Origin of the sequence: Sulfurimonas sp. HSL3-7 (assembly GCF_039645985.1) — a bacterium.
Classification (GTDB): domain Bacteria; phylum Campylobacterota; class Campylobacteria; order Campylobacterales; family Sulfurimonadaceae; genus Sulfonitrofixus; species Sulfonitrofixus jiaomeiensis.
The window spans coordinates 1,201,786-1,223,275 of sequence record NZ_CP147919.1 but is presented as its reverse complement, the minus strand read 5'-3'; the positions used below and the strand labels follow the sequence as shown (position 1 = coordinate 1,223,275).

Genomic DNA, 21,490 nt, shown 5'->3' with positions numbered 1-21,490 from the left:
TCTTCCCTTATTTAAAATATTTTGTAAAAAATTCCGGGTTTCCGGCCTTGATCTTGACATAAGCATAGATCGCCAGATCGATCCAGTCACGCATCTCATCGCAGTAATGAAGGACAGACTTTTCAGGTGTCCCGTACTTGATGTAGCTCTCGTGGTAGCAGCCGCCCGCACAGAGGTTTCTGATGCGGCAGGTCTGGCAGTCGGTCCCTTTGTCGTTCGCCCGCTTTTCGAGGAAGGTCGAAAGTGCTTTTTTATCGAGCCCCTTGGCAACGCTTCCGAAAGAAGGATACTCCGAACCGGTAAAACGGTGGCAGAGATCGATATCGCCTTTATACGAGACCGACAGCAGACCGACGCCCGCACCGCAAGGCAGCTTTTTCTTTCTGCCTTCATGGATGTCGGTCACCGTCCTGTGCAGGTTGGAGAACCCGTTGAAGTTTCCTTTGATCGCTTCGGCAATATAATCGTCCGCTAAAACTCTGAACCCATCAAAGACCTTTGAAAGATCGCGATCGGAAAGGTTGAACATATCGCTCTCTCCGGACGTGACCGGCGCAAAACCAACCTCTTTAAAGTTCAGATCATGGCGGAGGTGATTCCAGATGGCCTCGATGTCCGTCACGCCTCTCGTCAGCGTTACCCTTGCCCCGACCGTTCTGTCTTGATAGATCGAAAGAAGGGATGAGAGGTTTTTGACGACTCGTTCATAACTTCCTTTTCCGCCCTCATAGACGCGCGTCTTGTTGTGAAGCGCTTCGGGTCCGTCAATACTGACCGTCAAGTCCACTTTATTGTCGTGCAGATAATGGATGATCTCATCTGTCAGCAAGGTGGCGTTCGTTGTCATCCCGTACCCGATCCCGAGTCCCTTACTGCCAAAGAAGTCGTTGGCATAACTGATGATCTCTTTGATCAGCGGCAGATTGCTGATAGGCTCACCGCCGAAAAAGGTGATCGAATACTCCGGTAGATACGGGGACTCTTTAAAAAAGAGGTCGATCGCATCTTTGGCTATTTCGAGTGTCATATCACCGCTGTTCTTCAACGAGGTCAGATCCTCTTTGTAACAGTAGGTACAACTCAGGTTACACCCCGAAGTGACATTCAGCACCAGCGCTTTTGCCGGGAACGTCTCTATTTTTGTCGGTTCTTCTTTTAGGAAGAACTTGGCACCCAGAATGTCCAACTCTCTGAACTCTTCAAGTATCTCGACATGTCCCGGGTCGATATCTTCCTCATTTTCGAGCTGTCTTAAGACCTTTGAACTCTCTCCAGAGAGTTCGAAAACAGACGAACTCGGAATATGGAACAGGACCTCTTTTTCATCCACTTTCATGAGATGGTAATTCGTTCTGATAAGATTGTAATTCTTTACATTCAAAATGCTCATAGGACACCCTTAATTGATCGGCGGATTAACGAATTTAGGCACCGTAGCGATAAGGTGTGCTTTCCCGTCGATCTGCCCGTCGTCCTGAAGGTAAGTCGCCACGATAAAGAGGTTCCCGACATTGTTCGTCGAATACGTTCGTTTAGGGTTCAAACCGTCTTCACTCGGCGTGAACATTCCTGTATAACGGTTAATACTTCCGGCATACAGAACATCTTTATCTTTGATTGCCTGCTCATCGAACGGCTCGATATTCCAGGTCACCGGCAAGACACCAAGATTTACGTCGTCCTCAGTTCCCTGTTCTCCGTCAGCACCGTTACTGAAACCGATCGCTTCAAAGGTCGCATATTGTTTAAGAATTTTAGAATTTTTCGCTTCGCTTCCCGTTCTTGAGACGGCATAGTCCGGCGTTACACTTACATAGTCCACTTTTTCATAGACCGCAAAGCTGTTTTCAAACACAGCACTGCCGATCGTGATACTGCTCTGTGAGGTTTTGGCAGCCTTGTCCGCTTGCACTTCAAGCACGATCTCGTTCTCGTTCTGCTTCAGTGTCTTGAGTACTTTTACATCACCGTTGAGTGATACTGTCCCGCCAAGATTTGAACCGACGATCGTTAGTGTCGTACTCTCGCCCGCTTTTAGCGCTTTAGGATAAACACCGGCGATCTCCGTCTCTTTTTTGTCTGCTGCCGTCGCTTTCAGATAGCTTCCGTTCTCGTTGTGCAGTGTTTCGTAGACACGACCCGTGAAAGTGCCGTCCGACGCGTTGACGTGCATGATCTGCTGCATTGCCACACCGTTTTGCTCCAAAGAGGCTCTTACTTCCGTACCGCTGTAGGCAATACCTGTACCTTCGGCTGTCACTTTCTCACCGTCAGCATATTCTGAGAGCATCGTGACCGCATAGGTTTCGTCGCTGTTCTTGGTAAAAGTCAGGTCTGCTTTAAAATCACCCTTGCCAGGCGTGTGACCATAGACACTCCATTTTAGAGGAAGTTCAAAACCTTTGATCGACTCCTGATACGCTTTCCACACCTTTTCATCTTTACCGAAATTGGCTTCGAGGTAAGGTACGATCTCGTTATTGGCGACACCGAACCAGTCTCTGTCACGCGCCTGAGCCTGTACTTCGAACGAGATGAATTGAGCGACATGGAAATTGACCAGTCCTCTCCATTCGTCCGCCGTTCGTCTCTGAAGACCGATGCGTGCTTCCGAGTGACAGCGTACGCACATCTCAGTCAACAGCTCATCTTTGCCCTCTTCCATAGCGTTCGGCGTCTTGTCCAATACATAGACATACGGCATGAGTTCATCCGGTGTCAACCCCTGGTTGTCAGAGAGATATTTCACGGCACTCATGCGTTCTTCTGTTGTAAGGTCCAGGCCGTGACGCTGCATTCTGGAGATCGTCATGTACCACCCTTCCGGCGACTTTCTCTGGTCTGAGATTCTGCTCAGTCCCGTCCCAAGGGTCCCGCTGTGACATGCCGTACATTTACTATTAATTATTTCAGCACCCATTTTTGCATCTACTGCTGCAAATAGCGGTACTGAAGACAATATGGCACCAAGTCCAAATTTATATAACCTGTTGTAATTCAAGGTTCACTTCCTAAAATAGATATTTCACACTCTTCAGTCTTTGTGTAAAGATTTGTGATGCGGTAATTATAGGAATTGGGCCTCTCTGAGGTATAGTAAATATACGACATCTATGCTCAATATTTATACAACTGCCTATTCTGCCCCAATTTGATAAGTGCTACTATTGACATAGTTATATTTCTCGATGAGGGTTACTTTTGTTTAAACACAGTATGTATCTACCGGATGATAAGTTAAAAGACTGGGTAAAAGTGATCTGGTTTCTTGAACAAGATGGCAAGGAGAAGATGGAGGAGAAGATCATCATGCCTGACGGTTGTGTCTGTCTTACCTTTATATTAACCAATCACACCGAAAACTCTTTTTGTTACGGATCGACGCTCGAATACGGCATCTATATCTCGCCGCCTTCGATGGAAAAGTATGCAACGGCACTCAACGATGAGTTGTATGCGGTTGATGTGACCTTGTACCCCGGCGTCTTTTTCAACCTCTTCGGTATTCCGATCACTGCGATGGAACACAGAATGTACAATGTCAAAGAGCTTTCACTTAATTTTGACGAATCCATACTCGAAAAACTGATCCGCTACAAGGGGAACGTCGAGCTCTCGCTGAACTGTCTGAACGATTTTCTCTACAAGCTCTTCTATCAGAGGTTCCGTCCTGACGCCCTGCTTCTGAGCACATCGGACCTTGTCAGAAAAGGAGATCTCGACCATTTCTACCTGCAGCAGAGTCTTTCAACACGACAGATCCAACGGAAGATAAAAGAGTCCACCGGACTCAATCCAAACACGATCCACCGTATCAACAGGTTCTACAACTCACTTAAATACATTAAACAAAATGAGTGCAACCTAAAATTCAGCCAGATCGCGCTTGCCAACCAGTTTACTGACCAATCCCACTTTATCAAGGAGTTTAAATTCTTTTCAGGCAAAACCCCGAAAGAGTTTCTGCTCAACTCACAGGACTATCTTCAGTACACCTGTAATATCTATTGTTGATACGCACCTTGATCACACCATAATCGGTCGGTCTGCTACATACAAGAACAGTGTTTTATGACGATGTACACGTGTTCGCATGGAACACGCAAAAGATCAAGCTCTAATAGCCCGGTTGCACGGCATTCATCCCAATGACAAAGAACATCACGAAATAGAGTGCCATGTGTTCACGAGTGTCAGTCCGTAGACAGCAAGTCTTGGGGTTACGACCTATCGCGACAATGACACGATAACCAGTATCATACAACGTGCTGACAAAGCGTTCTATATGGCAAAAGAGAGCGGCAGGAACTGTGTAAAGTTTTTATGACATCCCCTCGATAAGCGATCACCTCTGTTCCGCGACGCTGAGAGCCCTGCTGCGCAGGCCTTTTATGTAAGTTTATTTTGGTTACTATCGTTGTCAAGGAGTTTTGATGATCGAATTTTTGAGTTCCCATATGCTTTGGTGGCATTGGCTGATCCTCGGCAGCATACTGGTCGTCGCGGAGATCTTTATCCCCTCGTTTATCACTGTCTGGCTGGGTCTTTCTGCCCTCATCGTAGGGTTTATGGACCTTGCCCTCGGGACCTCTTTTACCGTCGAGCTGGCAGTCTGGATCGTCCTCTCAGTGCTCTTCATCTATCTCTGGTTCAAGGTCTTCAAGCCTAAAACCCCTTCACGCGCCGGGCAGTCCGACAACTCGTTCGATGTCTACGGAACCGTGGTCGAAACGATCAGAAAAGGCGAAAAAGGGAAGGTGAAGTTCGATGCGCCGGTGTTGGGCGATACCCAGTGGTTCGCTATTGCCGACGAGGATCTAGACGAAGAGACACGGGTCGAGATCATCGAGATCCGCGGTCAATTAATGTATGTGAAAAGGTTGGTATAGAATGGAAAGTCTCTATGTATTGCTGGTTATCGTCATCGGTGTCATCGTCGTTCTCTTCAAGGGGATCAGGATCGTCTCCCAGGGTGAAGAGTGGGTCATCGAACGTCTCGGGAAGTACTCGAGGAACCTGAACCCGGGGCTCAACCTCATCATCCCCTTCATCGACTCGGTACGCGAGAAGGTCTCGACGCGCGACATCATCCTCGACATCCCGCAGCAGGAGGTGATCACGAGCGATAATGCGGTCATCCTGGCCAATGCCATCGCCTTCATCCGCGTGACGAAACCACAGGACGCCATCTACGGCGTCGAGGATTTCCGGGAGGCGATCCGCAGCCTGATCATGACGACGCTGCGTTCGATCATCGGGGAGATGAAACTCGACGAAGCCCTCTCCAACCGCGAATCCATCAAAGCCCGTCTGAAAAGCGAGATCATCGACGACCTCGCCGACTGGGGTGTTACGGTCAAGTCCGTGGAGATCCAGGACATCACCCCGTCCAAGTCCATGCAACACGCCATGGAGCAGCAGGCCGCGGCAGAGCGTGAGAGACGCGCCGTCGAGACACGGGCCGAAGGAACGAAGAACGCCATGGTCCTTGAGGCCCAGGGCAAACTTGAAGCGGCCATGAAAGAGGCCGATGCGCAGATAGCGCTGGCCAGAGCCTCCGCCACTGCCATCGCCGACATCACGCAGGCGACGGAGGGCAAAGAGTTCCCTGCGATGTTCCTGCTCGGCGACCGCTACATCGATTCATTGAACCAGCTCTCCAAATCGGAGAACAGCAAGTTCGTCGTCTACCCCGCCGATCTTCAGGCGACCGTCAAAGGGATGATGGGCTCCATTTTCAACAAAGGGTAGTACCCACCACCTTCTGCTCACTCCGTCTGTCGATCGCACTGTTTTTGGCAGTGTGAACCGCCCTGACGATCCAACCTTATGTTCTCTTTTGCATAATTCCATTATAATATGGTAATTTTAATGAAGAGTGTCAATGACAGTTAAGATCACCAATAATGCAAGAATAAAAGATTATATAGCCGTACTTGGCAACTCGGTCACCGTTGTCGGCGGATCTGACGAAAAACTCGCCCTTCGCGACGCGGATGCCAGTATTATTGTCAAGGCGATGACGGCAGGACAGGGGTATATTATCGAAGATACGACCATGACAATCAACGCCAAGACCTACCACACCGTCAGTAGGCACGACCCGATCCATAACGGCGATAAAGCAGTATGGTCGACAAAAATGGCCTATCACAGCGGCTATATGATCCATTTTTACGAAACCGACATTACCGGGCACATAAAGATCGATCCGTCAGAGCATACCGGAAAGCTATACTTCGGCGATATCTTCGTACCCGAAGGGTATGACCTCACCATCTGCGAAATTGAAAGAAGAGGCGTCCCGTTTGAGAATGCCCGGCGCCGGGTATTGACAAAGATGCTGCTGGGCGAATCGTTTCATACGGAGCTGATCGAACCGATCACCAAAGAAAAAGTCCCTGTTTCCAATATAGAACAGAGTTTCATAGCGACGAACTGACAGCCTCCCTCCTATAGGGAGGATAGATTCTATTTTCAACAAAAAACAAACGTCTGTAATTCTTCACCATAGTTGCGAGACAATTCTATTCGGCGGACGAAGTCTTTTTGGAGTGCTGCAACAGTATTTCGATCTCCTCTTTGTTCATTGTCTCTCGTTCCTGCAGCTCTTCAGCGAGAAGGGTGAGCTCCTCTTTGTGCACATTCAGCAGCCTGGTCACCTCCTCCTCTTTTTGGGTGATGAGCATTCTCACTTCGTCATCGATCAGCTTGGCCGTAGCTTCGCTAAAGTTTTTCGGCATGGCCATCTCCCGTCCCAGAAAGACATGCTCCTCCCCCCGTTTGTAGTGGACCGGACCGATCTCGCTGCTCATCCCCCATTGGCATACCATATGGACAGCCAGTGCGGTAGCCTCTTCAAGGTCGTTCGCCGCTCCTGAAGAGAGCTCATGGAGCAGGATCTGTTCGGAGACTCTGCCCCCGAGCATAACACCGATCTTGTCCAAGAGGTACGATTGCGGGAAGTTCCTCATGTCTTTCTTGGGAAGTTGTTCCGTAGCGCCAAGTGCCCAGCCACGGGGGATGATACTGACCTTTTCCAGCGGATCGGCATGTTTGAGCAGCAGCGCCGTCAGGGCATGCCCAGCCTCATGGATGGCGACTCTTTTTTTGTCTTTTTCGTCCATGGCAAACTCCTGTTCGATCCCCATCAGAATGCGGTCGCGGGCATAGAGCAGATCATCTTGCGTCACCTTCTCTTTTTTCTGCCTGGCGGCATACATGGCCGCTTCATTGACAAGGTTTTTGAGATCGGCTCCGTTGAATCCCACCGTCAGCTTCGCCAGCTTGGCAAGATCGACGGAGGCCTCTTTTCGGACCTTTTTCGTATGGATCTGCAGAATCTTCTCTCTGGCCTCTTTCGAAGGCATCGCCAGGATGATCTTGCGGTCAAACCTTCCCGGACGCAGCAGGGCAGGATCGAGTATGTCCGGGCGGTTGGTGGCCGCCAGGACGACTACCTGCTCGTTGGGTTCAAAACCGTCGAGCTCCGATAGGATCTGGTTGAGGGTCTGCTCCTTTTCATCATAGCCGCCGCCGATTCCCGCACCGCGTGCCCTGCCTATGGAGTCGATCTCATCGATAAAAACGATGGCCGGCGCCTCCTTCTTTGCAGACTCGAACAGGTCACGCACTCTGGAAGCGCCTACCCCGACAAACACCTCCACAAACTCGGAACCGCTGATGCTGAAAAAGGGAACGTCCGCCTCCCCGGCGACCGCCTTGGCCAGAAGTGTCTTGCCTGTACCCGGAGGACCCATCAGAAGGATGCCTTTGGGTATCTGTGCCCCGATCTGTTCGTACCTTACGGGGTTTTTCAGAAAGTCCACGACTTCGGCCAGCTCTTTTTTCGCATTCTCCAACCCCGCCACATCGTCATATCCGATGGCACTTCGTCTCTTTTCGTATTTTTTGGCGGTTGATTTAATGAAGTTTAAAAGTCCACCCTGCACATTGTCCATATGCTGTCTCATTCTGGAGGCAAAGAAAAAGATGAGCCATAAAAACAGCAGCCATGGGAGCATTGAGACGAGGGCAACCCATAAAGCGGACTCTTTCTGGGATTTTACGCGTATCTCCACGTGATGCTTTTCCAGGAGGTCAAAGAATGCTTTATCTTGAAACGGCGGGAGTACGGTCCTGTAATAATGGGGCTTCTGCCCCGGTACTCTCCTGCCAGCGGCAGTCACCTGATCCTTGTCTATCATTATCTCTTTGATCGTCCCCTGTCCGATCTCTGTTTTGAAACTGTTGTATGAAAGTGTTTCGACCTCTTTTTGCTCGCCAAAAAAGTTATAAAGAACCATAAGTGACGCAACCAGGAAAAGGAGCATTAAAAGATTGGACCACGGACTTTTTTTCAGCGTATCGGGCAATGGGGGTTTATTAAGAGGCATACACGATCCTTTTATTGATTATAACTTTTTTTGCCATGATCGGATAGCGAGTACTGTTGCGATGACCTATTTAATCATAACATCTCTTTAGAGGTACCCCTTATAATCAATTACACCCCATTCTTCATTTTTGCTGCTGCCATCCTCAAACGTGTTGTCTCTGTTGACGACCTGCTTCACGACATGCCCGAGCGGTTCACCTCCGCATTTCGGACACCTGACGTTCAAGCGCTATGTCTCATAGCACGGTCGACCAGCAGGTTTGAGACTTCGAAACTCGCATCGACGAACTCAACGTCATGCAGATCCCGCATCTGCTTGCGCTCCTCCGCGCTGTCGATCTTCATGATGATATTGGCATGGTCCGAAAAGCTGTGCACCGCTTCGCTGATGAGCCGTTTGTTGTGTTCGCTGTTCACGGTCAGGATGACAGCTTTCGCCTGGTCGACCTTCAAAGACTCCAGAACGGGCAGTTTGTTCAGGTGGCCGAAGTAAGCCATGTAGCCCAGTTTCCTCGCATGCAGGACATGCTTGAGGTTGTCGGAGATGATGACGAAGGCGACGCCCCGCTCTTTCAGATCTTTTGCGACGATCTTTCCGAGCATGGAGAATCCGGCAACGACGACATGCTCTCTCAGGCCGATCGGGGTGATGACGTCCGCCTCGTAAAACTCTTTTTCAAAGTAGGAGGAGAGTTTGTAGATGTTGTTGATGACGAATGGGGTCAGGATCATCGAAATAACGCTCACAAGGATGAGGAAACTGGCCGTCTCTTTGGTGATGAGTCCCTGCGACCCCGCCAGTGCAAAGACCGCAAACGAGAACTCTCCCACCTGGGCCAGTGCCAGTGCGGTCTTGGCCGAGGTGTTCTTGTCGGAACTACGCCTGATGATGGCATAAATGACAACGGCCTTGAAAAGCATCACCAGCACAAAGACGAAGAGGATGATATGGATATTCTGCACAAAATAGAGCACGTCGATCTTCGTCCCGACGCTGAAGAAGAAGATGCCAAGCAGCAGGTCTTTGTAGCTGGCGATGTCCGATTCGACCTTGACATTGTAGTCGGTGTCGGCGATGATCATCCCCGCGATAAAAGCCCCCAGCGAATAGGTAAAGCCCATCTCGTGCGCCAGCAGGGAAGCCCCGATAACGATGGCAAAGACCGAGCCCAAAAAGAGCTCTTCGAGCTCCGTCTTGGCTGAGAACTTCAGCAGCGCATTGACCGTCTTCTCGCCGACGGTAAACATTACGGCGACCACGACGACGGCCGAAAGAACCGTCTTGACGAGCACCTCGCCGATGGAGAGGTCGTTGTTGGACAAAAAGGTGATCAGCAGTAAAATGGGGATGACCGCCAGATCCTGAAAGATCAGTATCCCCATTGACTTCTGCCCGTACGGCGTGAGGATGTCTTTGGACTGTTTCAGGTAGGTCAGCACGATCGCCGTCGAGGAGAGCGAGAAGGCCAGCGAGACGATGATGGAGGTGTTGAAGTCCAGGCCGAAGACAGAATAGGCCATGAGAAAGATGACGGCGACGCTGAGCACCACCTGCAGCAACCCGTTGGCAAGAAGGATCTCTTTCATCTTCCTGATCTTGTTAAAGCTGAGCTCAAGCCCGATCGTGAACATCAGAAAGACAATACCGAATTCCCCGACAAGGTCGAGCGTGTCGATGCGAAGTCCGTTGAAACCGAAGAGGTAGCTGATGATCGTCCCGGTCATGATGTAGCCGATGATGTGCGAGATGCCGAAGCGTTTCAAAACGATGCTCAGCACCGCCGCGATGGCCAGTGTCAAAAAGATGGCGAGTAGTAGATGTTCCATAAACGAAGTATAGGCTATAAAACGGCGGCTTCTGCAGGCAGGCATGTATAAAATAGATGCAATCCCTGCTCTTTTGCGAACGATCTCTTCAGAACATGGTCAATATTCTGTCAGTTCCTGAACCACCACCCTTCCCAACTTTGGATGTACTCGGCCAGCCGTGTGTACCCTTCTGCGCGAGGGTGGGCGCCGTCATTGCCCTTGACCTCGCAGTTCCACACCGCATCACCGGCCAGCCGGTCAAAGACGGAGAGGTAGGGTACCTTCAGCTCTCGGCAGAGGCCTGCGTACTTCTCATCGAGCTCTCTGATCTTTACGTTGAGCGCATCGTCATCGATCGGCGGCGGCCCGACCATGATGACAGCATAAGTCCTCAGCGCCTCCGTCAGAATCGCTCTTGCATTGACCACACTTACATCAACCCCGACTCTCGGGCTGCCTTTCTCGACGACAGCGTCGTTGACCCCGAAGGAGAAGACCACCCGGTTATCACTGCCATCGGGCAGCCTCGCACGGCACTCCGACGCCCACCTTTGCACTATATCGCTAGAGGTCTCCCGCCTAATACCAAGGTTGTAGTGCGTGATCTCAATACCGTCACTCTCGGCATTCCGGCTCAGCCGGCCTACCCAGCCCAGTTTGTCAGGATCGCCGGTCCCGTTGACAAACGAGTCACCGACATAGCAGATGCGAATATCTTTCAATGTTGTCCTTATTGTTACTATTTTTCCGTTCTTACATGCAACGTATCGCGGTACTCAAAGGCGAGTTTATGTCAACCCGGCATCCTATACGTTACCGGCAGTGCTTCAAAGGCCGGTCCGGCAAACAGACGTCCCTGATAGAGCTCGATCCCTTCGTTGTGCAGCCACCTGTACTCCTCCGGTGTCTCGACACCCTCGGCGATGATGTCGATCCCAAGATCCTCGCAGGTGCGGATGATGCCCCGCACTATCGCCTGGCGCGGTCCTCTGTAGTCGATGCCGCGGACCAGCTCCATATCGAGCTTGATCAGATCGGGCTGGAACTCTGCCAGGAGGTTCAGCCCCGCGTACCCGGAGCCGAAGTCGTCGATCGCAAAGTGCATCCCCGAACCGCGATAATCGTCAAGGACCGCATTGAAGTAGTCGAAATCGTCGATGATCTCCCGCTCCAGGATCTCCAGCACGATCTGGTCCTCTCGCAGACCGCACCGCTTTGCCGTCTGCAGTATCGAGGAGATCGCCGTCGGCGAAGAGTCCACGCTCCTGGGGAGAAAATTGAGGTTCAGACGGGCGGAGAGCCCCAGCTTTGCGGCCATTTCGATGGCCAGTATCCTGCTTTTCTCGTCGAACCTGTGCATTTCCTTCTCCTCCACATGTTGCAGGATGCTTTCGGCGGATTCGTTGTCCAAGCCCCGAAGCAGCGCTTCGTAAGAGAAGATGGTACCGTTTTTGACATTGACGATGGGCTGGAAAGCGAAAGTGTAATCCGGATGCGGCGGAAGCCCTGACGGGGTGCCCGCTGACGGTACAGAGCTATCGGGGGCACCCGTGGAATCTTGGATATCCGACAGCTCGGCGTTATCACTCAGCCTTACCCGCCAGCGGCCATGTCTGAAAGCTTCAAGCAGTTTCATGGCCCGGTCCTGTCCCAGACGTGTAAAAGACTCTTCTGTACCGAAAAAATCGTTGGCCCCAAGGAGCTCGTCGACCTCCTTGGAGGTGATGTCCGCGTACCCCATCGTCCAGTCACCGAACGTACGCTCCGCAATGGGCTCATGTATGATGAGCGTGACATCTCTGTGGCGCCGATCGTGCCTGATCGTCTCGAACAGCCTCTCTACGACCTCAGGTTCCCCCTCCAGTACCTGGAAGAAGCTTCCTTCGGCATAGAGGAGCATGCCGGTCACGCTGTTTTTTAGATTGTTGCTGCGCGATTTGGCAAGCAGATGCACCAGCTCGCTCTTGCTGAAGAGATGTTTGGCTGCACTGCAGTAAATGATCTGAATAAGTTGGGACATGATCTCCCCCTCTTTTTAGACACGTTTTGATACTACTTTACCATACCATCCATAAGAATCAAACGCGGTCTTACAGCAGGTTCCAGATTTAAGGACTCCGCGCACATTACGACCGTCATGTTTCCAAAGCAACCCTCTCTGTTCTCCTGCTCGCTCCTTTTAACATTGCCTGTTTTCCATTACGATGAGACAGCTTGTATTATGTAACTGTGGCATAATAGTTCATTAACGTAACAAGAAGTGATGATGACATACAGGAAGATACACCCCCTTGAAGGGCTCAGTTTTCAGGAGATGACCGGAATCCAGAAAAGCCTCCGCACCCGAATATGCGACACCCCGCTCGCAAAAGAGCCCCGTTTCGTCAGCGGCGTGGATGTCGGCTACGACACCTCCCGCAAAAGAGGGGTCGCCGTCATCATCACATTCGATTTCAAAAGCAGGGAGGTCGTCGACACCGCCTATGCCGTCGGTGACGCAACTCTCCCTTACCATCCGGGTTTCCTGGCCTTTCGTGAACTTCCCCTTTTTCTCAAAGCGTGGGAGAAGCTCGAAACGGAGACGGACCTTCTCTTTTTCGACGGCCAGGGACGGATCCACCCCAGACGCATGGGGCTGGCGACCCATGCCGGTTTTTTTGTCGACAGACCGACGATCGGGATTGCGAAAAACCCTTTTTTCGGAACATATGAAGAGCCGGAAAATACTCTCGGAAGCTACCGCTACGTCTATGACAATGAGGAAAAGATCGGGGCCGTATTGCGTTCAAAGATCGGCACGAAACCGGTCTTCGTCTCAGCGGGCAACCTTATTACGCTGGAGGATGCGCTCAGGATCACCCTGCACTTTGTTGACGGAAAGTACCGGCTACCGATGCCCACCCGTCTGGCGGACAGCTATACCAAACAGCTTCGCGGTGAGTACTGATGTGCTTAAATCTATCTCCTTGAGAATGACAAATAGAAACAGTATAGTGGGCGGATAACTAGGTAGGTGTACTTACTGTGACATAGCCATATCCGTTATGTGCACAGATTATGCATATCATCTAGAAACAATACAAAAGGAATAATATGGTCTGCAAATTACACGAGGTCATTAAATTCGTCCGCGAATACAATTTACTCAACGACTTAACCGATGAAGATATTGAACAAAACTTCAATATCTTTCACCATGCCTGTAGTTTTGACAAAAATCTTGCCGCTTATGAAGTTAACTCTGACAACCCAAACGTATTTGAGACTGTTCTTGACAAAACGATGGAAATTCTTGATGAAGCGTTCGAACATGAATACACTAAAGATATGATCAGGAAAATCGCCACTACGTTTTGTGACGTCTTTGCCGCAGCAGGCGCACCGAAACGTCCCGTGCCGTTTATCATAGTACTACTCTCAAGAGTCTAAGTCTCATACTATGAACGGGCTGCCTTAAAAGAGTTGAAGGCTTTTGAAGAGTTCATAACATCATTCAAAAGAAACTTCGCTGTTTTGTCTATGACAGTGTACGCAAAGTGTTCTATATAAAACAGTATAGAAAATGAGCCTGCTATTTTAGAGGTTCCCCTTTATTCATCAACGGGACGCCAACCACTGATATCATCAGGAACACCTAGGTCACTGGGGTCAAGCGGGTCACCCATTTCCGGGTGCAGCAGTGTCAGTGAAGTGTTGTACGCGATACCCTCTATCGCATCGACAATGGTTGTATAACGACCCAAATCGTGTTCATCAAAATAAGGATGATAGCTGCCATCAGAAGCTTTTACGATATAGAATGTTCCTACCACTGTATTAAAATAAAGTAACTTCATCATTTGATTTTCAGTCCTTGAAGTTTAGAGAGCATGCTGTGCAGCACAATCGAAGCACACTTGCTAGCTGCTTTCTAAATCAGGTTTTTCTTTCCAATATTTTATTGCTTTGTACGCAACATAGCCAATACCCGCTCCACCAGCAATACCGGCTACTATCGGCCAAATTGGCGCAGAGACAAGACCAAGAGAAACGGCTGCTCCGCCGAGGGCCTGTGAGCCAAGCAATGTAACCGAACCTGCAGCAACAGCACCGCCAGCAGAAGCGCCAAGCCCTGCTCCAAGGGCAGCACTTCCTGTACCGACAGATGCCTCAATTATGTCCTCCGGCAATTTTTTCAACTCTTCAATAAAACCCTGAAGTTCTCCCATTGATTGAGCAATTATCTTCGATGATAAATCGTTGAGAATTACTACTTTCTCTTTAAATAATGACAATGCAGACAAGACCTTAGGGTCTTTAATACACCTGCGTGCTCCATCAATGATTAAGGCGACTCCTACCAACAAAACTGAACCGTTCGCTGCAAGAGTATTAGTGTTTATAGCATTGGTTGCATTGTGTGCTACATCTCCTGCTGTATAGCCTGCCATGCCTAGTACTACAGCTGCACCACCTATCACAAGGGCTGCAGGAATCCCAATTGCTCCCCCCATTCCTACAACGCCAATAGAGCCCACTATTGAACCCGCAACAGCTCCTATACCGGAGCCGCCAGCTGCTCCGGCCATTGACTCAATATTTGAACCACCAAGTTCAGTTGCAACCAATTGGGAACCCATCTCTATAACGCCATTATGAACACCCCACGCAACAAGACTGGCTCCAACTGCCATTTCAGCAACACCAACCGCCCACTGATTATCTGAGCACCATTTCTTTGCATACTCAAATGCTTCGGAGAAAGCCTTTGCTTCATTGTTCGATAGTACAAGCTCTTTAGACATTTACTATTACCTCTATTTTACAGCTAAGTATATTATAAGAACACATTCTATGCAATACCGACTTAAATGGTAAATATTTGAACACTAAATTTGTTAGTTTTAGATACAAAACAGACTGAAAAGTGACGCATATACATCATTTCATTGAAAATGCGCGAATTTCGGGAGAATCGGCTTCTCCTGCCCGATGGCGGTAAGCACGGTCGATTTTCATGGCACACATGCCGCTACTGTGGTATGATAAGGACAGACAACAGCCTTCGCAAAAGGAGTGACGATGCCCGCCGACCGAACCGCCTCGACCCACCCGCTTTACCTCTGCGCCCCCGTCAATGCCCTGGTGGAGGGCTTATACGAAGAGAACATCCCCTTTACCGAGGTCAAACGCCACGGCGACTTCGGCCTGGGAACCTTCGACGACCTCGACGGGGAGATGGTGATGCTCGGTGGCAGGATCTACCAGATCACCGCCGACGGTGAGGCGAGTGAGGTCAGTGAGGGACTGCATACCCCTTTCGCTGTCGTCACCTTCTTCGAACCGACCTTTTCGACGGCATTCGACGAAGCAATGGCGTACGAAACTTTCCTCAAGCACCTCGAAAGCCTGCTCCCTTCGCCCAACCTTTTCTACGCCATCCGCGTCACGGGCCGCTTCAGCCACGTCAAGGCGCGCTCCGTTGCTAAACAGCACAACTACCGCCCGCTCGACGAAGCGGCGCACGAACAGCATACTTTCGACTTTGAGGACGCCGAAGGGTGCCTCGCCGGCTTTTTCACCCCCGCTTTCATGGCGTCGCTCAACGTTCCGGGCCTGCACCTGCACTTTCTTACATCCGACCGGCGCCGCGGCGGCCACCTGCTCTCATGCCGCCCGGAAACGGTCATCGTAGAGATCCAGGTCATCCACGCCCTCGAGCTCTCCCTGCCGATGACCCACGACTACCTTACCCGCGACTTTTCCCGCGATACGTCTGCCGCGCTGGAGGAAGCGGAAAAATAAGCCCTCCGGAGTAAGAGTTAAGAATCAGAGCTCAGCTCTTCAAATTCTTTTGGCTTAGCTGAACAGCTCCAGCAGATTCTCCGCGTCAAGCGCGGTGACACCCTCCTTTTTCTTGCCGTGAAGCGCATTAGAAAATTTCCTTTGCTGCATGTTGAACATCCAGATTATAAAGTTATTATCCGGTAAAAAAGCGTCGCTAGACCGTTCAGTCTATATTAAGGGTCAGCAAAGTAAACTTGCACTCTAGACCGATTGGTCTAATGTTCAGATGAATGTAATTTAGTCTAATCAAAACAGATGACCGTTCTTGATACCAATGTCATGCGGGCTATACCTCCTGTTCAATAGGCCAATCCAGTTACAAAGGAGTTCAAATGAAAACAGTAGTTATCACGGGGATCGGTATGATCAATGGTGTCGGAAACAGTGCTCCCGAATCATTTCAGGCGATGCTAAACGGGGTCAGTGGTGTCAGTAAGATTACCCATTTTGATGCAAGTGATGATGCTGTTCAGATTGCCTGCGAGGTCAAAGAGTTCGATCCTGAAACCGTCATGCATCCCAAAGATATCAAAAAAAGCGACCGTTTTATCCATCTCGGTCTTCATGCGCTCAAAGAGGCGCTCAGCGATGCCAACCTTGACCCGGCATCGCTGGACAGCACCCGTATGGGCGTAAGCGCAGCGACCGGTATCGGCGGGTTGCCGATGATCCAGACCAATATTGAGAAAAATGCCTTGGGTCAAAAGATCTCTCCTTTTTTCATACCGGGCACCATTACCAATATGCTTGCCGGCTATGCCTCGATCTACTACGACCTGAAAGGCCCCAACCTCTCATCGACGACTGCATGTACAGCAGGTCTGCATGCGATAACACAGGCTACCAAGACCATTATGACCGGCGGTGCCGATGTCATGGTCGCCATGGGAAGCGAAGCAACGATATCCTCCATGGGCATTCGCGGGTTCAGTGTGATGAAAGCGCTCTCGACACGCCATGACGATCCTGAAACCGCTTCCAGGCCTTTCGATAAAGAGCGAGACGGCTTTGTCATGGGCGAAGGTGCCGGGGCACTCGTCTTAGAGACACTGGAACATGCGCAAAAGCGGGGTGCTAAGATCTATGCCAAAATTTCAGGCTTTGGCGAAAGTGCTGATGCCGGTCACATTACGACACCGTCCACAGACGGGCCCGTACGTGCTATGCAAGCGGCTTTAGCTATGGCAAACAATCCGACAATAGACTACATCAATGCGCACGGGACAAGCACCCCGCTCGGCGATGCGAATGAGACGAAAGCATTTAAAGAGGTGTTTGACACCGTACCGCCTGTCAGCTCTGTAAAAGGGAGCACCGGACACTGCTTAGGCGCAACAGGTATTATTGAAGCCGTTGTTTCAATTATGGCATTAGATCAAAATATTATGCCCCCGACGATCAATCAACTCACTAAAGACGAAGCGTGTGATTTGGACTATGTTCCCAATCTGCCGCGTAAAAAGCAACTGCAGACAGTGATGAGCACGAATTATGGATTTGGCGGTACAAACGGCGCCATCATTTTTACAAAGAGTGTTTAACGCAGGCGACGACTAAACTTCTGTAATGCAGGCTGCAGCACCAGGAACTTGTTATAATCTCATAAAAATACGTTCAAGGGACTGTTTGCATGAAACATAATGACGGTCGTGAAAGACTATTGGATGCGGCTTTTCTTGAAGTCTATAAAAATGGTTACCACGGTGCAGCTACGGCATCCATTCTAAAAAATGCCGGCGTTCCAAAAGGGAGTATGTACCACTTTTTCAATTCAAAAAAAGGTCTGATCCTCGCCGTTATCAAAGAGCGTATCTTTCCCCGAATGGATGCGTTTTTTGATTTTACAAGATATCCCGATGAAACCGTTTTTCAGAGCCTTGAACGCATCTTTACCAAAATGGGCACGCATGAAGTTCTGATTGCCAACGGATGCCCCATGCACCGTTTGCTGGTGGAGATGGCCCCTTTGGACAAAGAGTTTGAAACAGTGCTTGCAAAAGGCTTTGAAGGCTTTGTCTCCAAACTGTCGGCTCTGTTGACAAAAGCCGTCGATGACCAGGAGTTGGCTCCGTTCAACACTGAAGCTGCCGCACGGTTTTTCATTACATCCATATGGGGAGAGATCTCATTGCCCCCATCTTTATCATCCAAAGCGTCTTTTTTACATCACGCCGATTACTTATTGATACTGCTGAAGCATTATAAAAAATAATGTAAAAGAACCGTCTTCGCAAATGGATTGCTTCCCGTTGCCATCATCTCCCTTGGCAATATCTTCAAAGGTTCAGATTAGCTAAACAGCTCCAATAGACTCTCGGCATCCAGCGCAGAAACACCCTCTTTCTTCTCGCTGAACAGCGAGTTGGCAAGTTGCTTCTTCTGCTCCTGCAGGGCAAGGATCTTCTCTTCCACGGAATCTTCGATGATCAGCTTGTAGACAAAGACCGGTTTCTCCTGCCCAATGCGGTAGGCGCGGTCGGTGGCCTGCTCTTCGGCAGCGGGATTCCACCACGGGTCGTAGTGGATGACGGTGTCGGCTTCGGTGAGGTTGAGGCCGACGCCGCCGGCTTTCAGCGAGATGAGAAAGACAACAGCTTCACCGCCGGTGAAATGCTCTATCACCTTCTCCCGGTTCTGCGTGCTGCCCGTCAGTTTGGCGAGGGGGACCGATCTCTGCAAGAGCGCCTCTTCGATGATGGAGAGCATCGAGGTGAACTGCGAGAAGATGAGGATACGTCGCCCCTCTTCCAAGAGCTCCTCGACCAGTTCAAGCAGCATCTCCAGCTTGGCGGACGCATGAACCTTCTTCGCCTCCTCCAGCGGCACCAGACGCGGATCGCAGCAGACCTGCCGCAGTTTCAAGAGCGCATCGAGGATCGTGATGTGGCTTCTTCCCAGCCCCTGTTCGGCGATCACCTCTCTGACCTTCTTCTCCATCGCAATGCGTATCCCCTCATAGAGCTTCGCCTGCGGCCCTTCGAAGGTGACGGAGCGCGTCATGACGGTTTTGGGCGGCAGCTCTGTTGCCACCTTCTCCTTGGTACGACGCAGCATGAAAGGGGCGGTCTTGTCGCGCAGTATCTCCTGGCGCTCAAGAGAGTGTTCCTGCTCGATGGGTGTCTGGTAGAACTGTTTGAAAGTGCTGTAGTCGCCGAGGAAGCCCGGCATCACCACGTCGAAGATCGACCAGAGTTCGCCGAGGTGGTTCTCCATCGGGGTCCCCGTCAGCGCGAGCAAGTTCTTCGCCGTTATCTTCCTGGCGGCGCTGTGGACCTTGGATTTGAGGTTCTTGACGTTCTGCGCCTCATCGAGGATGAAGTAGCCAAACCGCATCTGCTCGAAAAGGGCCAAATCGCGGCTCAGCAGCGCATAGGTAGTGATGACGATGTCGCTTTGACAGTCGAGGTGGATATTTTTGTTTCGCTTGAGACCGTGGTGGAGCTCCACACGCAGGTCGGGTGTGAACTTCTTCGCCTCGTTCTTCCAGTTGCCCAGCAGCGAGGTCGGCGCGACGATCAAGACCGGAAGGTCGAGTCTTCCCTGCTCTTTGAGCCGCTGCAGGAAAGCAAGTGTCTGCAGCGTCTTGCCAAGCCCCATATCGTCGGCAAGGATGCCGCCGAATCCGAAACGCTCCAGGAAGCCGAGCCAGTTGAGCCCCTCCTGCTGGTAGCCACGCAGCGTCGCCTGCAGCCCACTGGCGTGCTCCAGTTTTTCGATGCCGTCAAAGCTTTCGAGCTCTTTTCTGACCCTTTTCACCCGTTCTTTGGCACTGCCGCCGAGTTTGACGGACGGCCCTTTTGGCAGAAGGTGGAGATCACACGAACTGATCTCCAGGCGCTCGACACGTTCCCCTTTATAGAGGGCCAGAAGGGTCTTGAGTACGGGCCTGAACTGCGCCGAATCGAGGGTAATGAAATGGTTCTCTGCCACTTCAAAGGAGAGGGTCTCGGGCAGACTGTCGATGTCGGTCTGCTGCTCCAGCAGCGCACTGACGACAGAGAGAAGATTCAGTTTTTCCCCTTCGAAATCGACCGACATCTCCACGTCGAACCAGTTTTTATTCGGTTCGATATCGAGCTTAACCTCACCCCCTTTTTCAAATCGGAAAAGGAAGCTGTTATCGACCTCTATTACGTACCGATCCTCTTTCAAATCCGGCAGATAGTGCTGAACGAATGCACGCCAGATTTCGATAGCATCGTGTCCGTTTCCCTCCGGCATAAACGTGTCGTTTTCGCCGCTCTCATCCGCCACAAAGCCCATCGTTTGCAGTGTGTCTTCACACCTCTTTTCAAAGGCATTGTCGCGGATGATCTTCAGGTATGTATCACCCTCTTTCAGTACCTTTGTCGTTTGTGCACGGCCGCCTTCAAGTTCATAGGCATCATAGAGAAAACGCAGTTTCAAACAGTGTTTCCCTTCAGAGGCGAAGAGTGTCAGTTTCGCTTTCGGGTCTGTTTTTATTTCGGTAACCGCCAGGGTATCAGGCAGCGGCAACGATGGCAGCGTCTCGATGGCCTTGAGTGCAAAGGCGTTGACCTCCTCTTTTGTCAGCAAAGGTGCCTGAAGGAGCAGACCGAGCTGTCGGGCATCGAACCCATCCAGTTTCAATCGGCCGGCGATGTGCTCTTTGGTATCCACATACGACAGCGGCAGGGTAATAAGAGGTTCATACTGTTTCCCAAGATCGAGAGCGAGGCGATAGTGCTCTTTGCCCTCCGCTTTGTAGAGCAGCGAGGCCGAGAGCGGCTCACCCCACTTCAAGGCACGGTTACGGTTGCCGTGCCAGTAACAGTTGCCGCTTTTGACCATCTTCTCCAGCAGCAGACCGCCGAGTTCGCCCTCGATCTGCGCATTGCGCTTCACTTTCGACTCCAGCGCCCCGAAAAGTTCAAGGATCTCACGGTCGTTGTCGGTGAGAAAGTCGCGCTGCATAAAGCTCGAACGCAGCTGATGAAACTCGATACGCTTCTGTTTGCCGTAGCCGCCCTCTTTGAGCAGGCGTGCCCGGTAGAAGACCAGCTGCAGCTTTCCCCTCTCCTGTGTCGGCGAAATGCGGTAGATCAGGATGGATTTTTTGACCGGTTCGGGTTCGAGGGACTTTTCCAGACGCTCAAGCCACTTCTGGCCCTCACTTTTCTGCACCGCCCTTCCTTCTCTGACAAGTGTATTTTCGTTCATGAAGGTAAGCGCCGCCGAGACGACATGTTTGCAGTTCTCATCGCCGCCGCAGGAACAGCGTCCGTTCAAGCGCACCTCATTGCCGTAGACCATCACGCTGATGGACTGGACGTAGTTGTGGCTCCCTTTGGTCGTAGCCGTTATGACCATATGCCCTTCGTCGACCATTTCAAAAGACTTGACGGCACTTCGACCCTGGCGGTAGTACTCCATCCCGGCGTTAAAGTCGCTCTGTGAAGCGATGCGCATGACATCAGAGATACGAAAAAGGATCAA

At 50.8% G+C, this 21,490-nt stretch carries 18 protein-coding genes; 9 read left to right on the top strand and 9 right to left on the bottom strand.

Going from position 1 to position 21,490, the window contains the following annotated elements:
* Positions 1–7: 7 nt before the first annotated feature.
* Together peaB and peaA are read right to left on the bottom strand one after the other, a co-directional pair.
* Complete coding sequence (peaB, locus tag WCY20_RS06155) at positions 8–1,390, bottom strand: quinohemoprotein amine dehydrogenase maturation protein (RefSeq protein ID WP_345977846.1); 1,383 nt, start codon at positions 1,388–1,390, stop codon at positions 8–10.
* A gap of 9 nt (positions 1,391–1,399) precedes the next feature.
* Positions 1,400–2,959, bottom strand: coding sequence for a quinohemoprotein amine dehydrogenase subunit alpha (peaA, locus tag WCY20_RS06150; protein WP_345977844.1), 1,560 nt, complete (start codon positions 2,957–2,959; stop codon positions 1,400–1,402).
* A gap of 242 nt (positions 2,960–3,201) precedes the next feature.
* Here peaA and WCY20_RS06145 point away from each other — a divergent pair, with 242 nt between their 5' ends.
* The 4 genes from WCY20_RS06145 (at position 3,202) to WCY20_RS06130 (ending at position 6,442) form a co-directional block, all read left to right on the top strand.
* Complete coding sequence (locus tag WCY20_RS06145) at positions 3,202–4,014, top strand: DUF6597 domain-containing transcriptional factor (RefSeq protein WP_345977842.1); 813 nt, start codon at positions 3,202–3,204, stop codon at positions 4,012–4,014.
* A 419-nt stretch (positions 4,015–4,433) separates the two neighbouring features.
* On the top strand, positions 4,434–4,889 hold the full coding sequence (locus WCY20_RS06140) for an NfeD family protein (protein ID WP_345977840.1): 456 nt from the start codon (positions 4,434–4,436) through the stop codon (positions 4,887–4,889).
* Position 4,890: 1 nt separating this feature from the next.
* Positions 4,891–5,751: an SPFH domain-containing protein gene (locus WCY20_RS06135; protein ID WP_345977838.1), complete on the top strand. Its 861-nt coding sequence runs from the start codon at positions 4,891–4,893 to the stop codon at positions 5,749–5,751.
* A gap of 133 nt (positions 5,752–5,884) precedes the next feature.
* Positions 5,885–6,442, top strand: coding sequence for a hypothetical protein (locus WCY20_RS06130; protein WP_345977837.1), 558 nt, complete (start codon positions 5,885–5,887; stop codon positions 6,440–6,442).
* A gap of 85 nt (positions 6,443–6,527) precedes the next feature.
* Here the strand turns inward: WCY20_RS06130 and ftsH are convergent, their stop codons facing one another.
* The 4 genes from ftsH to WCY20_RS06110 form a co-directional block, all read right to left on the bottom strand.
* Entirely contained in the window at positions 6,528–8,396 is a 1,869-nt protein-coding gene (gene ftsH / locus WCY20_RS06125) for an ATP-dependent zinc metalloprotease FtsH (protein WP_345977835.1), read from the bottom strand.
* A gap of 224 nt (positions 8,397–8,620) precedes the next feature.
* Positions 8,621–10,225, bottom strand: coding sequence for a cation:proton antiporter (locus WCY20_RS06120; protein ID WP_345977833.1), 1,605 nt, complete (start codon positions 10,223–10,225; stop codon positions 8,621–8,623).
* A gap of 110 nt (positions 10,226–10,335) precedes the next feature.
* On the bottom strand, positions 10,336–10,929 hold the full coding sequence (locus tag WCY20_RS06115) for a GDSL-type esterase/lipase family protein (protein WP_345977831.1): 594 nt from the start codon (positions 10,927–10,929) through the stop codon (positions 10,336–10,338).
* Positions 10,930–11,000: 71 nt separating this feature from the next.
* Complete coding sequence (locus WCY20_RS06110) at positions 11,001–12,227, bottom strand: diguanylate phosphodiesterase (RefSeq protein ID WP_345977829.1); 1,227 nt, start codon at positions 12,225–12,227, stop codon at positions 11,001–11,003.
* A 243-nt stretch (positions 12,228–12,470) separates the two neighbouring features.
* Here WCY20_RS06110 and WCY20_RS06105 point away from each other — a divergent pair, with 243 nt between their 5' ends.
* Positions 12,471–13,154: an endonuclease V gene (locus WCY20_RS06105; protein ID WP_345977828.1), complete on the top strand. Its 684-nt coding sequence runs from the start codon at positions 12,471–12,473 to the stop codon at positions 13,152–13,154.
* Between the two features lie 146 nt (positions 13,155–13,300).
* The gene (locus WCY20_RS06100; protein WP_345977826.1) at positions 13,301–13,636 is read left to right on the top strand and encodes a hypothetical protein; all 336 of its coding nucleotides are present in this window, start codon (positions 13,301–13,303) and stop codon (positions 13,634–13,636) included.
* A 161-nt stretch (positions 13,637–13,797) separates the two neighbouring features.
* Here the strand turns inward: WCY20_RS06100 and WCY20_RS06095 are convergent, their stop codons facing one another.
* Both WCY20_RS06095 and WCY20_RS06090 read right to left on the bottom strand, forming a co-directional pair.
* The gene (locus tag WCY20_RS06095) at positions 13,798–13,950 is read right to left on the bottom strand and encodes a hypothetical protein (RefSeq protein WP_345977825.1); all 153 of its coding nucleotides are present in this window, start codon (positions 13,948–13,950) and stop codon (positions 13,798–13,800) included.
* A gap of 156 nt (positions 13,951–14,106) precedes the next feature.
* Complete coding sequence (locus WCY20_RS06090; protein ID WP_345977823.1) at positions 14,107–14,991, bottom strand: hypothetical protein; 885 nt, start codon at positions 14,989–14,991, stop codon at positions 14,107–14,109.
* A 277-nt stretch (positions 14,992–15,268) separates the two neighbouring features.
* Here WCY20_RS06090 and budA point away from each other — a divergent pair, with 277 nt between their 5' ends.
* The 3 genes from budA to WCY20_RS06075 all read left to right on the top strand — a co-directional run bounded on the left by budA (position 15,269) and on the right by WCY20_RS06075 (position 18,245).
* On the top strand, positions 15,269–15,991 hold the full coding sequence (budA, locus tag WCY20_RS06085) for an acetolactate decarboxylase (RefSeq protein ID WP_345977821.1): 723 nt from the start codon (positions 15,269–15,271) through the stop codon (positions 15,989–15,991).
* Positions 15,992–16,365: 374 nt separating this feature from the next.
* Positions 16,366–17,574 carry a beta-ketoacyl-ACP synthase II gene (gene fabF / locus WCY20_RS06080; protein WP_345977819.1) on the top strand — a complete coding sequence of 403 codons (1,209 nt, stop codon included), beginning with the start codon at positions 16,366–16,368 and terminating at the stop codon, positions 17,572–17,574.
* Between the two features lie 89 nt (positions 17,575–17,663).
* Positions 17,664–18,245, top strand: a complete 582-nt coding sequence (locus tag WCY20_RS06075) for a TetR/AcrR family transcriptional regulator (RefSeq protein ID WP_345977817.1) — start codon at positions 17,664–17,666, stop codon at positions 18,243–18,245.
* A gap of 77 nt (positions 18,246–18,322) precedes the next feature.
* Here WCY20_RS06075 and WCY20_RS06070 read toward each other — a convergent pair whose 3' ends face one another.
* Positions 18,323–21,490 (bottom strand): DEAD/DEAH box helicase, encoded by a 3,168-nt coding sequence (locus WCY20_RS06070; RefSeq protein WP_345977815.1) that lies wholly within the window; start codon positions 21,488–21,490, stop codon positions 18,323–18,325.